The organism is Tardiphaga sp. OK245, assembly GCF_900108575.1.
Classification (GTDB): Bacteria; Pseudomonadota; Alphaproteobacteria; order Rhizobiales; family Xanthobacteraceae; genus Tardiphaga; species Tardiphaga robiniae.
This window is the reverse complement of sequence record NZ_FNWZ01000003.1, coordinates 1,153,806-1,167,371: the sequence shown is the minus strand read 5'-3', so window position 1 is coordinate 1,167,371 and position 13,566 is coordinate 1,153,806. Positions and strand designations below refer to the sequence as shown.

Genomic DNA, 13,566 nt, shown 5'->3' with positions numbered 1-13,566 from the left:
CCATGGACTGGGGTGATCTTGCCAAACAGGTGATTGCGCTGGGGGCGCCGATGCTGGGGACGGCATTGGGCGGCCCGCTCGGTGGTGTGGCCGGCGAAATCCTCGCCAAGGCGGTGGGCTCGGTGACGCTGACACCGGCGGCGGTGCAGGCGGCGCTCCCCGCGGCCGATCCGACCAGGCTGGCTGAAGCCGAGGCGCATTGGGCTGACATGATCCGCGCCGAGGCGGAGACCCAGCGCGCGGCGATATCAGAGACCCAGGCGACGATCCGGGCCGAGATCGCCAGCGACGATCCGCTGCAGCGCTGGTGGCGGCCGGCCTATGCGCTGGAATTGACGGTAGAATGCGCCGCGCTCTGGTGTGTGCTGATGCACGAATTCTGGACCGGGGACATCCAGACCATCAATGCGCTGGTCAATGCCACGGCGCTGCTGGTGACCTATTGGGGGTTCCGTTTCGGCGTGCTAGGCGTCTATATCAGCGGCCGCACCCGCGAAAAGGTCAGTGCACTCACCGGGCAGGATTCGCCTGGCATGGTCGAGAAGCTGGTCAAGGCGCTGACGGTTAAAGACGGTGTGAAGAAAAAGTAAGGTTGGCGGCCGTCGCCATTCATGGAGTGTTCACGCGTCCGGGCATCAATTCGGATTGTGAACGCGGAGAAGTCATTTGCGCCTGCTTGTTGTCGAAGATGATCCCGATCTGAACCGTCAGCTCACCACGGCGCTGACCGATGCCGGCTATGTCGTCGATCGCGCCTTCGATGGCGAGGAGGGGCACTTCCTCGGCGACAGCGAGCCCTATGACGCCGTGGTGCTCGATATCGGCCTGCCGAAGATGGACGGCATTTCGGTGCTGGAAGCCTGGCGCCGCAACAACCGCATCATGCCGGTACTGATCCTGACGGCGCGCGATCGCTGGAGCGACAAGGTGCAGGGCTTCGATGCCGGCGCCGACGATTACGTCGCCAAACCGTTCCACCTCGAAGAGGTGCTGGCCCGCATCCGCGCGCTGCTGCGCCGCTCCACCGGCCACGCCCAGTCCGAACTGACTTGCGGACCCGTGTCGCTGGATACCCGCACCGGCCGCGTCAGCGTCTCCGGCAATCCGATCAAGATGACATCACACGAATACCGGCTGCTGTCCTATCTGATGCACCATACCGGCCGCGTGATCTCGCGCACCGAACTGGTCGAGCATCTCTACGATCAGGATTTCGATCGTGACAGCAACACCATCGAGGTGTTCGTCGGCCGTATCCGCAAGAAGCTCGACGTCGATATCATCCAGACCGTGCGCGGCCTCGGTTATCTGCTCACGCCGCCGCAGCCGTGATCATCTCCGGGATCATGCGCTGATGCGCAACAGCTCGCTCGCAACGCGGCTGTTTCTGTCGGCGACGGCCTGGGTGGTGGTCATCCTCCTGATCACCGGCATCGTCCTGTCCTCGGTCTATCGCAGCGCCACCGAGCGCGCCTTCGATCGCCGCCTCAATCTCTATCTCCGCACCCTGGTGGCCGAAGTCGCCAATCCGCCGGACGCGCCCGATCACGATACGCCATCGCTTGGCGAGCCGTTGTTCGAACTGCCGCTGTCGGGCTGGTACTGGGAAATCGCACCCACCGAAGGCGCGAAGACCGAGATGCGGGCCTCGCGCTCGCTGTGGGACAAGAAGCTGCCCAAGCTCGAAGACCAGGGCGTCGAGCTGACGGCGTCGGGCATCCGCCAGGGCTATGTGGACGGGCCGGAAGACCAGCGCCTGCGCATGGTGGAGCGTCCCGTCGATCTCGGCGCCGACGGCAAATTCCGCATCAGCGTTGCCGGCGACGCCACCGAGATTTTCGAGGAAACGCGCACCTTCGACTATTATCTTGGCGGCACATTCGCTGCCCTCTCGATCGTGCTCGTGCTCACCACGATCTTCCAGGTCCGCTTCGGCCTCGCGCCGCTGAAGCGTATGTCGGATGCCATCGCCGATATTCGCTCCGGCCGCGCCGAACGGCTGGAGGGCACATTCCCTGTCGAGATCTCACCTCTGGCGGGCGAGATGAACGCGCTGCTCGATGCCAACCGCGCCATCGTCGAGCGCGCGCGCACCCATGTCGGCAATCTCGCCCACGCCATCAAGACGCCGCTGTCGGTGATCGTCAACGAGGCGAACAGCCGGGGTGTCGACCCCTTTGCGAGCAAGGTCTTGGAGCAGGCCGATGTGATGCGCGATCAGGTGACGCATCATCTCGAGCGCGCGCGGATCGCGGCGCGCGTCACCATCGTCGGCACCGTTACCGATGTCGCGCCGGCGCTGGAGGCGCTATGCCGGACAATGCAGAAGATTCACCGGGACCGCGGCATCACCATCGACCTTGAGGCCGATGCCGCGGCGAAGTTCCGTGGCGAAAAACAGGACATCGAGGAGATGGTCGGTAATCTCGTCGACAACGCCTGCAAATGGGCGGACTCCCATGTCACCATCGGCGTGCAGGTCGAGCGCACCGGCGGTGCCGATCCGGCGTCGAAGCTGCGGATCATCGTCGATGACGACGGGCGCGGGCTGTCCGATACCGAGCGCGCCCAGGTCGCGCGCCGCGGCCAGCGGCTCGACGAGACCAAGCCGGGCTCAGGTCTGGGTCTGTCCATCGTGGTCGATCTGGCCGCGCTCTATGGCGGTAGCCTGACGCTCGGCAAGGCGCCGATCGGCGGGCTGCGGGCCGAACTGGTGTTGCCAGGGATTTAGGATTTTATGCTCCAATTTTCTTTTGCGGACGTCTCGTTCCTCAGGGGAAAATTGGCGGATAGGAGAGCGTCACTAGTAGTGGTTGACGAAGCGGAGAAGTTCGCGCTTATTCGCCCCGAGTTGGGGAGGAATGAATGCTTCAAGTTGATATTCGAGCGCCATCAATACCGCGGGAACAGCGGGTATGGAGGCTCTTTCCGGGCAGTGGCTATAGATTCATGAGCGCATTCGCGCAGCAGAACGTGGGTTTTCTGGATTTCCCCGGGTTCGAATTTCCTAAAGGAAAATTATCTGAAGCGAAGGACCTAATTCAGCGCATCGCAAAGAGCGAGAAATTGGCAGAGGACCTTCGAGCGCAAGCACGAGGAGCGAAAATCAAGGAGGCCTCTGGTCGGGCGCCTCGGCCGACCAAGAAGCGCGGGCGGAATGGCCAAGCTATTATTAATTTCTACGAGGTCGCGAAGCCAGGCGACTTCGTTGTGCTTCCGGAGCCCTTACATCTGAGCAATGTGTGGGTCGGACGATTTGCATCGCCAAAAATTGTCGATGCCTTCGCCCCCCGTTATGACAGGGTGCCTATCCCAGCGCGTGATATTGATTGGATCGGTAAGTATCCGGAGAATTCAGTATCGACTGGCCTGTCAAAGTCGCTGCGGAATCAACATCCGTTTACTCTCTTGGAGCGAAGCAACCATCTAGAAGTCTTCTCGCTCGCCTACGGTTCGTTCGTCCATGGAGACCATCATGCGGCAACCGTATATAATGATCGGGACGATTTTCTCGATTCGGATGCTGCGTTTCTTGGTGTTATCTCACGTCTCGCATCCGCAGCGGTAAAATCACTTGATGAGAGCCGGACCAACCTTACCCCGGCCGCTCTCTTGGACGTCCTAGTTAGAGAGCCGCCAATCGAGTATACCTGTAGCCAAGAAGCAGATATTCACTCGCCTGGATTTACCCGCTATATTAGCGCGGCAATCGTTGCTCTGGTCATCGCTGCAGTGGCCGCAGGCTTGGTTGGTCTTTCCACTTACAGCACAAAAGAGACCCTAGCGGATGACGTTGCAAAGCTTAGCTTTGTAAACAGCGGTTCGAATGCAGACCCGCAGTGTACCGCGCGCGTCTCCGAGGCCTCGAAACGGGTGTTGCTGGCCTTGGGTACGGATAGGACTTGGGCGCTCTGCGAAGCCGCTCGTAATGCGCGAAACCGCGCGGGAATGAGATCAAGTGCGACCCCTATACAGAAAGTCGATCCTCCGCAAAGCCGAAAGTGAGAGGTGAAGTCATGTTTAAGTATTTGAAGGATAACTCGCAGAACGCTTTGGTAGCTGCGGTTCTTACAAGTGTTATCTCAGCGGTCGCTGCTCTTGTTTCTGTATACATGACCTATCATTATTCGACTGCAACCCAAGATCGTCAGGTGCGATTGGAGCAGATCTCCAAATTCGATGCGAATAGCTCACAGTTGATAGATGCGGGCGGGCAGTTTGTTGCTGCGATCAATAGTAATAATAAGGACTTGAGCGGTGCCAAGGTAAAGATGCGAACTGTCGTTGCATCCCAGCTTCATGACAGCGAGAACCTTCGTAAGTTTTTTGATGGCCGCGTCAACAAGCTCGTGACCGACTATCAAGCTGCGATATCTGATCTCAATGATGTTGCTCAAAAAACAGCGTCGCCTATGGAAATGAGACCTTGGGCTGAAAGCTTTGGCCGGGCACTGGATGCCAAGGCGAGTCTTAGTACGCAACTGTACACCTCAGTAGGCAAGTCAAAGGCTGGGACAAGCTAGCTATAGATCGGCGTCGCAGAGCGCGCCCAGGTCGCGCGCCGCGGCCAGCGGCTCGACGAGACCAAGCCGGGCTCAGGTCTGGGTCTGTCCATCGTGGTCGATCTGGCCGCGCTGTATGGCGGTAGCCTGACGCTCGGTAAGGCGCCGATCGGCGGGCTGCGGGCGGAGCTGGTGTTGCCGGGTGTCTGAGTTCCGGCCTTGTTGCGCCCCGTTGTCGCCCGAATTATCCCGTTCGTAACGTCTTTGACGTTTCCTGTGTTCCGGTTTGCGTTCGGGGTCTGCGGTCCATGGTCAAGTTCAACGCCTTCTGTGTTGCCGCCGTCGCGCTGGCGCTGGGTGGTTGCGACGTGACGACGTCGGACGGCGGGCTGGGCCTCGGCACCGATACGATCGCCCGGGCCTATAGCAGCACCAAGTCGGCCGTTGGCCTGTCCGAGGAAAACGCAGCGGTCGCGGTGACCAATGCCGCCTTTGGCGGGATGATCGGCGCCAAACTCGGTGCCCAGCTCAACGACGAGGACCGCCGGCTGGCCTACGAGGCCCAGATCGCCGCCCTCGACCGCGGTGCACCCGGCGCTCCGGTGCCCTGGCGCAACGCCACGTCGGGACGCTATGGCAACATCGTCGCCGGACCGGCCTATAACCAGAAGGGCCGGGAATGCCGCGGCTTTTCCCACACGGTCACCGTCAATGGTGACCTCAAGACCGCCCGCGGTACCGCCTGCCGCAGCCCCGAAGGCACCTGGGCGGCGGCCTGATCCCGGTTCCTCAACGCCTTCTTAACGGGGCGCCTGCTACAAAAATCGGTGGCGATTTTCGGTTGTAGATCGACCGGAAAGCACGGATTCCTAGGCTGCATGAACAAAACCTCGATCGATCGCTTGCGGGAGTATTTGGCGCAACTGCCCGAGCAGTCGCAGATGCTGCTGATGCGCGAATATGAGCGCGCGATCGAGCGCGGCGAAGACGTCGTGGTCGCCAATTTCGTGCTCGACCTGCTGCGCGGCGTGGTTCGCGGCCACGAGAATGCAGTGCGCCCGCGCGTCGAGGATCCGACCCGGCTGGTTTTCAAATCGCTCGAGCCGTTCCTTGTCGAAGGTGTGGGCAATGTCCGGCCCGGACAGATCCGGCGCGCCTCGCTGCTGCCGATCTGGCAGTGGCTGGAGCGCGACGCCGCAGACGCCGTGCGCGAGTTCGAGGCGGCCGTCACCGTATCGCCCGAGCCGGGCGCTTCGGACATCGAGCGCGCCGTCAAGAAATTCCAGCAGGCGGCAGCAGCCGCCATTACCACTGCCACGTCGGGCAATCGCGGCGCGGCCCGCATCGGGCCGACCCATGCCGTCGAAGACCTGCCGTCCATCGGCGCGGTGCTGAAGGCGCGCGAGCAACTGGACGGCTTTGCCGGCAAGCTGCCGAGCGTGCTGCGCAGCTTCGGCGATAGCCAGATCGCCTCGGTGAACAGCGCACTGAACGTGCCGACGCTGACCACGCCGCAGGTGCTGCCTTTCGCACTGTCGCTGGTGATGCAGCGGCTGGCGGCGCCATGGCAGATCATTCGTCTGGCGGTAAAGATCGCGGCCTCGGACGACGAAATCCGCGTGGCCGCCACGCCCTATGGTGTCGCCGTGACCATGGCGCTGTCCGATCTCAATCGCGTCGCGGCCGAACTGCGCTCCGATATCAGGCGCGGCAAGTTCGACAGCGCCCCCGAACATCTCAAGGTCGCCCATGACGGCGTGCGCGGCCTGCGCACCGAACTCGACATGCGCAACGATAGCACCTGGGGACGCCAGATGGCGGCGATCCGGGTGGAGATTTCCTCGACGCTGCAGTCGGAGATCGAGAGCGTGCCGGGCAGGGTGCGGCGTCTGCTGCGCCAGCGCCCTGACAAGGATATTGCCGCAACGGCGACGATCGATTTCGCCGAGGTCGAGGAGACGGTGGCGCTGATCAATTTCGTCGCGGTGTGCCGGACCTATGCCAGCGAACTCGCCATCAACGAGGTGACGCTGCGGACCTATTCCGACCTGCAGCAATATGTCGAGAAGTCCACGGAGTCGCTGGTGCAGTCGCTGCGCGCCGGCGATACCCGCGTCCGTAGCTACCGGCAGATGCAGGCCAAGGCCGCTATCCGCTTCTGCCAGGTGTTGTTCGGCCAGGAATATGCCTCGCTGATGAGCCGCGCCGCCGAACAGGCCATGGTCGTGGTCGAGCGCAAGCCGAAGCGGGCCGGCTAGGCCAGGCGATGCGAAATGGCTCGTCGGCGATGTGACATCCGCATCGCCTGATCCCGAGATCAGAGCGCCAATTGAATGCGATTGGTTTCGTTGCCGTTCTGTGCGGCCGGAACGGCACAGCAGATCAGGACTTCATCGTCGGCCACCGCAGCGGCTGGCTCTTTGACGTAGGTCACCACTCCCGCCAGAAGCTTCGTTCGGCAGGTGCCGCAATGTCCTTCCCGACAACCGAAATCGGGGCTCAGGTCGCGCGATTCCGCGAGGTCGAGCAACGATCCCGACTCTGGTGTCCAGCGCGCTTCCTTCGCAGACTCCGCGAACACCACATGCACCGATGTCGACGACGGTGGTCGGCGCGCCGGTGCTGTCGCCGGGCTGTCAACGGTTCGCACCAGTGACGCGGGACCAAATGCTTCGGTGTGGATACGGTTGTCAGCGATGTTCAGTGCACGAAGACCGTCATAGATCGATTGCATGAATCCGGAAGGTCCGCAGAGATAGTAATCGTAGTCGCCAACCGGCATGAACCGTGACAGCAGGGCCATGTCGATACGTCCCGCAGCGTCGTAGTCGGGGCCTTCTTCGGCATCCGTGATGTCGCCGAGAACTCGGATGACCCGGACTGCGTCTCCAGCGGAGGCCGCAAGTTCATCCAATTCGTTGCCGAAGGGGCGCTCGTTCTTCGAACGGGCTGCCTGAAAAAGCACGGTCGGTCGAATCTTGAGCGTCCGCAGCCCTTCGTAAATCACATGCCGCAGCATCGCGAGCATCGGCGTGATGCCGATGCCGCCTGCCAGCAGCACCGCTGGCCGCGCCTCAGTGGCATCGATGGTGAATTCACCGGCGGGCGCCCTTGCTTCGATCACGTCGCCAATATTGATGCCGTCGTGTAGCCGCTGCGACAACAGTCCGTCGCGTTTGACGCTGATGCGGTAGACGTGATCCGAAGGCGCGACCGACAGCGTATAGGTTCGGATGGTGGTCTTCTCCGCTCCGTCAATGGGCAGTCTGATCGGGAGATACTGCCCGGCGCGATGAGGCAGGAGACCGGCGCCGTCGGTCGGCTCCAGATGGAACGACCTGACCGTTGCGCTCTCATCGACGATGTTGATGACCTTGAATGGCCGCCATTTGGTCGCAAGTTCTGCAGCCCGCAGACGACCGGCTGCCTGCTCCCAACTGCCTGTCATGAGTGTGCTCGGCGCCCATCCGTCGGGTCGGAACGCCCAGCGCAGGGGCAGGGCACCGCGCCGAAGAACGACACGCCGCGCGTTGAATTGCCAGAGGCGCTCGGCGCCCTGGAAGGCGGCGATCTCCGGGGAGTCCAGTACAACCCGGGCGTCACCGGTCATCTGCAGCACGTCGCCGGTCTCGAAATCGACAAACAAGAGTCCAGCTTTGCCGTTGATGAGGATGTTGCCCAGCGTGGCGAAGAACAGATTGCCCGCGAAATCCGGGATTGTGAGCGTGCCATCGTCGGCAACGCGAACGAAACCGGGATGGCCGCCGCGGCTCGAGACGTCGACCTGTCGACGGGATTCTCGCTCGACATAGGACGCGACAAAGAACATGTCGGCGGCTTCGATCATGCGGCGTGCCGTGGCGTCGATTTCGGCTTTCTCTTCGATATTTCCCGTAAACAGTTTGCGTGGATCGCGGACGAACTCATAATCGCGGAGCTGGATGTAGCGCGGGCAATTGCCGAAACTTTGGTCGACATCAAAATGAATGGCGTAATTGTCCGACGGCCCGATGATGCCGTTGACGCGATTCCGGCGGCGCGTGTGAAGTTCGATGCCGAGCAGGCCAATTGCATCGCCCTCGTACATCCCTTCGCTGGCGGGATCGCTTGGCTCCCTGACGACATCGATATCGAGCGATTGCGCTGTTGGCGATGAGATGAAGCCGGGCTTGCCGGTGACAAATGTGGCCCATGCGTCACCTGCGCCGTCGACGCTGCCGAGCGCGATAAAGGGAATCTGGGCGTAGAAATCCCGGTGTTGCGTCGGCATGTAGTCGCGCACGATGCGCCTGCCGAGCTCATCCATGTGAGTCGAAACGCCGACCTTTTCCTGAATCGCCTTCTCGCCGGCGTGCCAGATGTCTAGTTTTGATAGCAACATAATATCGGTCATCGGTCCGCTCTCTCGTCGGCGGTGTTGGGCGTATGCCTGGATACGCCCGACACACGCAGTTAAGCCGCAGCGGCGAGGCCGACGGGTGTCTTGGCGAAAGGCACAAAACCAGGAAGCGCTTCGATGCGGCGCAAGAAGGCGTTCACCTTGGGATAGCCGGACAGATCGACATTTCCTTCCGGCGCGCTTGCGATGTAGCTGTAGAGCGCCACATCCGCGATGGTCTGACCATTGCCGACAAGCCAGTCGCGATCGGCGAGATGCGCTTCGACCAGTGCCAACAAGGCGTGCGCGCGCTCGATGACTTCCTCCGGATTGAAGTTCCTGCCGAAAACGGTGATCAGCCGTGCAGCAGCAGGACCATAGGCCAGTTGGCCGGCAGCGACAGACAGCCAGCGCTGGATCGCCGCGCTTCCCTTCGCGTCATCGGGCAGCCACTCGGTTCGGCCGGATGTCTTGGCGAGATAAACGAGGATGGCGTTCGAGTCGGAGACAATGGTGCCACTGTCATCGAGGACCGGCACCTGACCGAACGGATTGAGCGCAAGGAAATCCGGCGTCTTGTGCGCGCCCGACTTCAGGTCAACCTCGATGAGTTCGTGGGGCAGGCCAAGGAGCGAAGCGAACAGATGCGCGCGATGAGAGTGGCCGGACAGTGGATGGTGATAGAGCTTCATGATTGTGATCCTGAATTCGTGGTCGGGTCCATTCCCGTTCAGCGAATGCAAGTTGCTTCATGATCCGGCGCGCGAGAATGCACGCTCTGTGCACTTCATCATTGCGCCGGATGAAATAACCGCGGCCTTTGTCGGCGCGCGACAGGCCCGATAGCGGTTTCATCAATCGCGTCGATGGGTCTTCCCGGAGGGCATCCACGTCGCGGAGGGGGCATTACTCGGAAAGCGGGCTCGAAGCCGCCGCAATCCTTGATCCAGAACAAGCGGCTGGACGTCGCGATGGCATAAAAGTCAATTGCGCGGCGTCGATGGCCATGGTGTAACCCGGCAAAGACGTCGTTTAGATCGACTCAAGACTACGCCGGAACCCATTGATGGCCTTATGGTTTGTGTTCGCCTTGATGACCGCCGCGGCGACTTTCGCCGTGTTGTGGCCGCTTGGCCGGACCCGCTCCGATGCCGGGGGTACCGAGGCCACTGTCTACCGGGATCAGCTCGCTGAAATCACCCGCGATACCGCCGCCGGCCTGATCGGGCCGACCGAGGCGGAAGCGGCGCGTGTCGAGATCAGCCGTCGTCTGCTGGCAGCGGTCGACGCGGAGGGCGCGGCGTCTGTGGGCAGCAGTCCGGGCTTTCGCCGCGCGGTGGCGCTGGTGGCGCTGATCGGCCTGCCGCTGCTGGCCATCGGCTTCTATCTGCCGCTCGGTTCGCCTGTTATGCCGGACTTTCCGCTCGCCGCGCGCAACCAGTCGCCCAGTCCCACCCAGCCGCTGGACAATCTCGTCGCACAGGTCGAGCAGCATCTCGAGAAAAACCCGACCGACGGCCGCGGCTGGACCGTGCTGGCGCCTGTGCTGGCGAAGATCGGCCGTACCGACGATGCGGTGCGCGCGTTCCGCAATGCGATCACCTATGCCGGCGATACGGCCGCGCGCCGCGCCGATCTCGGCGAGGCCATGGCGATGGCCGCCAATGGTGTCATCACCGCGGATGCCAAGACCGAATTCGAACGCGCTATCGCGCTCGATGCTGGAGAGGTCAAGGCTCGCTACTTCCTGGGCCTTGCGGCCGAGCAGGACGGGCGTGGCAGCGACGCGGCGGTGATCTGGCGCGACATGCTGGCAAAGGGACCTGCGGATGCGCCGTGGCGTCCGGTCGTCACGGCGGCCCTGGCGCGTGTCGGCGGCAGCGCTCCGAAATCAGGCCCGAACCTGCCGGCGCTGTCGGAAGACACGATCGCGTCGGTACAGGGCATGAATGCAGGCGACCGCAATGCGATGATCCATGGCATGGTCGACCGGCTTGCCACGCGGCTGAAGCAGGATGGCAGCGATGTCGAGGGATGGTTGCGGCTGGTGCGTGCCTATATGGTGCTCGGTGAGCGCGACAAGGCAAAGAGCGCGCTGGCGGATGCACGGGAGGCGGTCGGCACGGATGCCGAGCGGCTGCGCAAGCTGAACGATGGCCTGAAGGACTCCGGGCTGGATGGGTGACTTCCAATGACGCGCAAGCAGCGAAGATTGACGATGATAGGTGGAGCGCTGGTGGTGCTCGCCATCGCGGCCGGACTTGTACTGAACGCGCTGCGCGACTCCATCGTATTCTTCTCGACGCCGCAGATGGTTGCCGAAAAGCAGATCCCCGTTGGCAAACGCTTCCGTCTCGGCGGCATGGTCGAGCAGGGCTCGCTGGTGCGCGGGGATAATCTCGCCGTGAGCTTCAAGGTCTCCGATGGTGGCGCAACCTTGCCGGTGAACTACAAGGGCATCCTGCCGGATCTGTTCCGCGAGGGGCAGGGCGTTGTCGCCGAAGGCGCGATGGATGCATCGGGCGTGTTCAAGGCCGATACGGTCCTGGCGAAGCATGACGAGAACTACATGCCGAAGGAAGTCGCTGACGCGCTCAAGAAACAGGGGCGCTGGCAGGAAGGCGAGGGCGGCAAGCCGGTGATGTCGCAGGGCGCCGCCAAGCCCGTGGTGACCCCTGCAAAACAGAGTGTTTTGCAGTGATTGCCGAAGCCGGACATTACGCACTGGTGCTGGCGCTCGCGCTGGCGCTGATCCAGTCGACGGTGCCGATCATCGGTGCGCGCCTGCGCGATCCCGCCTTGATGAATGTTGCGCGCTCGACCGCGCTGGCGCAATTGCTGTTCGCCGGACTCTCGTTCCTGGCGCTGACGACGCTCTATGTCACGTCGGATTTCTCCGTCGCCAATGTGTTCGAGAATTCGCATTCCGCAAAACCGCTGCTCTACAAGATCACCGGCGTATGGGGAAACCATGAAGGCTCGATGCTGCTGTGGGTGTCGATCCTCGCATTGTTTGGCGGGCTGGTTGCCGCCTTCGGCAACAATCTGCCGCTGTCGCTGCGCGCGCATGTACTCGCGGTGCAGGGCTGGATCGCTGCGGCGTTCTATCTGTTCATCCTGATGACCTCGAATCCGTTCCTGCGGCTGGCGCAGCCGCCGCTCGAGGGGCGCGATCTCAATCCGGTGCTGCAGGATATCGGCCTCGCGGTGCATCCGCCGATGCTCTATCTCGGCTATGTCGGCTTCTCCATCGCATTCTCCTTCGCCGTCGCCGCATTGATCGAAGGCCGCATCGATGCCGCCTGGGCGCGCTGGGTGCGGCCATGGACGCTGGTGGCGTGGATCTTTCTGACGCTCGGCATCGCGATGGGCTCGTACTGGGCCTATTATGAACTCGGCTGGGGTGGCTGGTGGTTCTGGGATCCCGTCGAGAACGCCTCGCTGATGCCATGGCTGTCCGGCACCGCGTTGCTGCACTCCGCGGTGGTGATGGAGAAACGCAACGCGCTGAAGGTCTGGACCATCTTGCTGGCGATCCTGACGTTCTCGCTGTCGCTGCTCGGCACATTCCTGGTGCGCTCCGGCGTCCTCACCTCCGTTCATGCCTTCGCGACCGACCCGACGCGCGGCGTGTTCATCCTGCTGATCCTGTGCGTGTTCATCGGCGGCAGCCTGACGCTGTATATGTGGCGTGCATCTTCGCTGAAGCAGGGCGGACTGTTCGCGCCCATCTCGCGCGAGGGCGCGCTGGTGCTGAACAACCTGTTCCTCACCACGGCCTGCGCCACGGTGTTCATCGGCACGTTGTATCCGCTGGCGCTGGAAATGCTGACCGGCGAGAAAATCTCTGTCGGCGCGCCGTTCTTCAACCTCACATTCGGCCCGCTATTCGTGCCGTTGCTGCTGGCGATGCCGTTCGGGCCGCTGCTGGCGTGGAAACGCGGCGATCTCCGAGGCGTCACGCAGCGGCTGATGGCGGCCGGCATTGCCGCGCTGCTGGCGGTGGCATTGGTCTGGGCATGGACGACGGGCGGCGCGGCGCTGGCGCCGCTGGCGATCGGGCTCGGCGTGTTCGTGATCGCCGGATCGATCGTCGATATCGGCGAACGCACTATGCTGTTTCGTTTACCGTTCGGTGCGGCGTTCCGCCGTGCGCGCGGATTGCCGCGCGCGGCCTGGGGCACGGCCTTCGCCCATGCCGGCATCGGCGTCGCGCTGATCGGTATCGTCTGCGAGAGCACCTGGAATACCGAATATATCGGCACCATGCAGCCGAACGATGTGGCGAAGTTTGCCGGCTATGAGCTCACGCTCAAGGACGTGACGCAGCGGCAGGGGCCGAATTTCCGTGAGAGCCTCGCGCGTTTCAAGGTGACGCGCGGCGGCGACGAGATCGGCGAGATGACGCCGTCGAAACGCAACTTCACCGCGCGGCAGTCCTCCACCACGGAAGCCGCGCTGCTCTCGCGCGGCGCCAGCCAGCTTTATATCTCGCTCGGTGAGGAGGCCGCCGGCGGCGCGGTTGCCGTGCGGATGTATCACAAGCCGCTGGTGCTGATGATCTGGTGGGGACCGGTGCTGATGGCTTTCGGCGGGCTGCTGTCGCTGTCGGATCGGCGGCTGCGCGTCGGCGCGCCGAAGCCGGCAAAGGCATCGCGCGCGCTGCAGCCGGCGGAGTGATGGCGT

12 protein-coding genes and 1 pseudogene are annotated in these 13,566 nt (G+C 62.7%); 11 read left to right on the top strand and 2 right to left on the bottom strand.

Annotated elements, in window-relative coordinates; all coding sequences use genetic code 11:
• Nucleotides 1-2: 2 nt before the first annotated feature.
• The 8 genes and pseudogenes from BLW80_RS18080 to BLW80_RS18045 all read left to right on the top strand — a co-directional run bounded on the left by BLW80_RS18080 (nt 3) and on the right by BLW80_RS18045 (nt 6,760).
• Complete coding sequence (locus BLW80_RS18080) at nt 3-590, top strand: 3TM-type holin (RefSeq protein ID WP_093758977.1); 588 nt, start codon at nt 3-5, stop codon at nt 588-590.
• 76 nt (nt 591-666) lie between these two features.
• The gene (locus BLW80_RS18075) at nt 667-1,332 is read left to right on the top strand and encodes a response regulator transcription factor (protein ID WP_089267078.1); all 666 of its coding nucleotides are present in this window, start codon (nt 667-669) and stop codon (nt 1,330-1,332) included.
• Nucleotides 1,333-1,354: 22 nt separating this feature from the next.
• On the top strand, nt 1,355-2,731 hold the full coding sequence (locus tag BLW80_RS18070) for a sensor histidine kinase (RefSeq protein ID WP_093758976.1): 1,377 nt from the start codon (nt 1,355-1,357) through the stop codon (nt 2,729-2,731).
• A 218-nt stretch (nt 2,732-2,949) separates the two neighbouring features.
• Nucleotides 2,950-4,005 carry a hypothetical protein gene (locus tag BLW80_RS18060; protein ID WP_093758974.1) on the top strand — a complete coding sequence of 352 codons (1,056 nt, stop codon included), beginning with the start codon at nt 2,950-2,952 and terminating at the stop codon, nt 4,003-4,005.
• Between the two features lie 11 nt (nt 4,006-4,016).
• Nucleotides 4,017-4,523, top strand: a complete 507-nt coding sequence (locus BLW80_RS18055; protein ID WP_093758973.1) for a hypothetical protein — start codon at nt 4,017-4,019, stop codon at nt 4,521-4,523.
• 15 nt (nt 4,524-4,538) lie between these two features.
• Nucleotides 4,539-4,712 (top strand): annotated as a pseudogene (locus BLW80_RS29925) (ATP-binding protein); the annotation flags it as partial.
• 98 nt (nt 4,713-4,810) lie between these two features.
• Nucleotides 4,811-5,281, top strand: coding sequence for an RT0821/Lpp0805 family surface protein (locus BLW80_RS18050; protein ID WP_093758972.1), 471 nt, complete (start codon nt 4,811-4,813; stop codon nt 5,279-5,281).
• Between the two features lie 99 nt (nt 5,282-5,380).
• Complete coding sequence (locus tag BLW80_RS18045) at nt 5,381-6,760, top strand: hypothetical protein (protein WP_093758971.1); 1,380 nt, start codon at nt 5,381-5,383, stop codon at nt 6,758-6,760.
• A 59-nt stretch (nt 6,761-6,819) separates the two neighbouring features.
• On the opposite strand, the gene BLW80_RS18040 is transcribed toward BLW80_RS18045, so the two are convergent.
• Nucleotides 6,820-8,895, bottom strand: a complete 2,076-nt coding sequence (locus BLW80_RS18040; RefSeq protein ID WP_093758970.1) for a 2Fe-2S iron-sulfur cluster-binding protein — start codon at nt 8,893-8,895, stop codon at nt 6,820-6,822.
• Between the two features lie 59 nt (nt 8,896-8,954).
• A complete protein-coding gene (locus tag BLW80_RS18035) occupies nt 8,955-9,572 on the bottom strand; it encodes a glutathione S-transferase family protein (protein WP_093758969.1) in 618 nt (205 codons plus the stop codon).
• A 374-nt stretch (nt 9,573-9,946) separates the two neighbouring features.
• Here BLW80_RS18035 and ccmI point away from each other — a divergent pair, with 374 nt between their 5' ends.
• The 3 genes from ccmI to BLW80_RS18020 are packed head-to-tail and all read left to right on the top strand — an operon-like array spanning nt 9,947 to nt 13,560.
• On the top strand, nt 9,947-11,065 hold the full coding sequence (gene ccmI / locus BLW80_RS18030; protein ID WP_093758968.1) for a c-type cytochrome biogenesis protein CcmI: 1,119 nt from the start codon (nt 9,947-9,949) through the stop codon (nt 11,063-11,065).
• Nucleotides 11,066-11,071: 6 nt separating this feature from the next.
• Nucleotides 11,072-11,581, top strand: coding sequence for a cytochrome c maturation protein CcmE (gene ccmE, locus BLW80_RS18025; RefSeq protein ID WP_089267088.1), 510 nt, complete (start codon nt 11,072-11,074; stop codon nt 11,579-11,581).
• Nucleotides 11,578-13,560 carry a heme lyase CcmF/NrfE family subunit gene (locus BLW80_RS18020; RefSeq protein ID WP_093758967.1) on the top strand — a complete coding sequence of 661 codons (1,983 nt, stop codon included), beginning with the start codon at nt 11,578-11,580 and terminating at the stop codon, nt 13,558-13,560. Before ccmE ends, BLW80_RS18020 begins: the two co-directional genes overlap by 4 nt.
• Nucleotides 13,561-13,566: the final 6 nt, after the last annotated feature.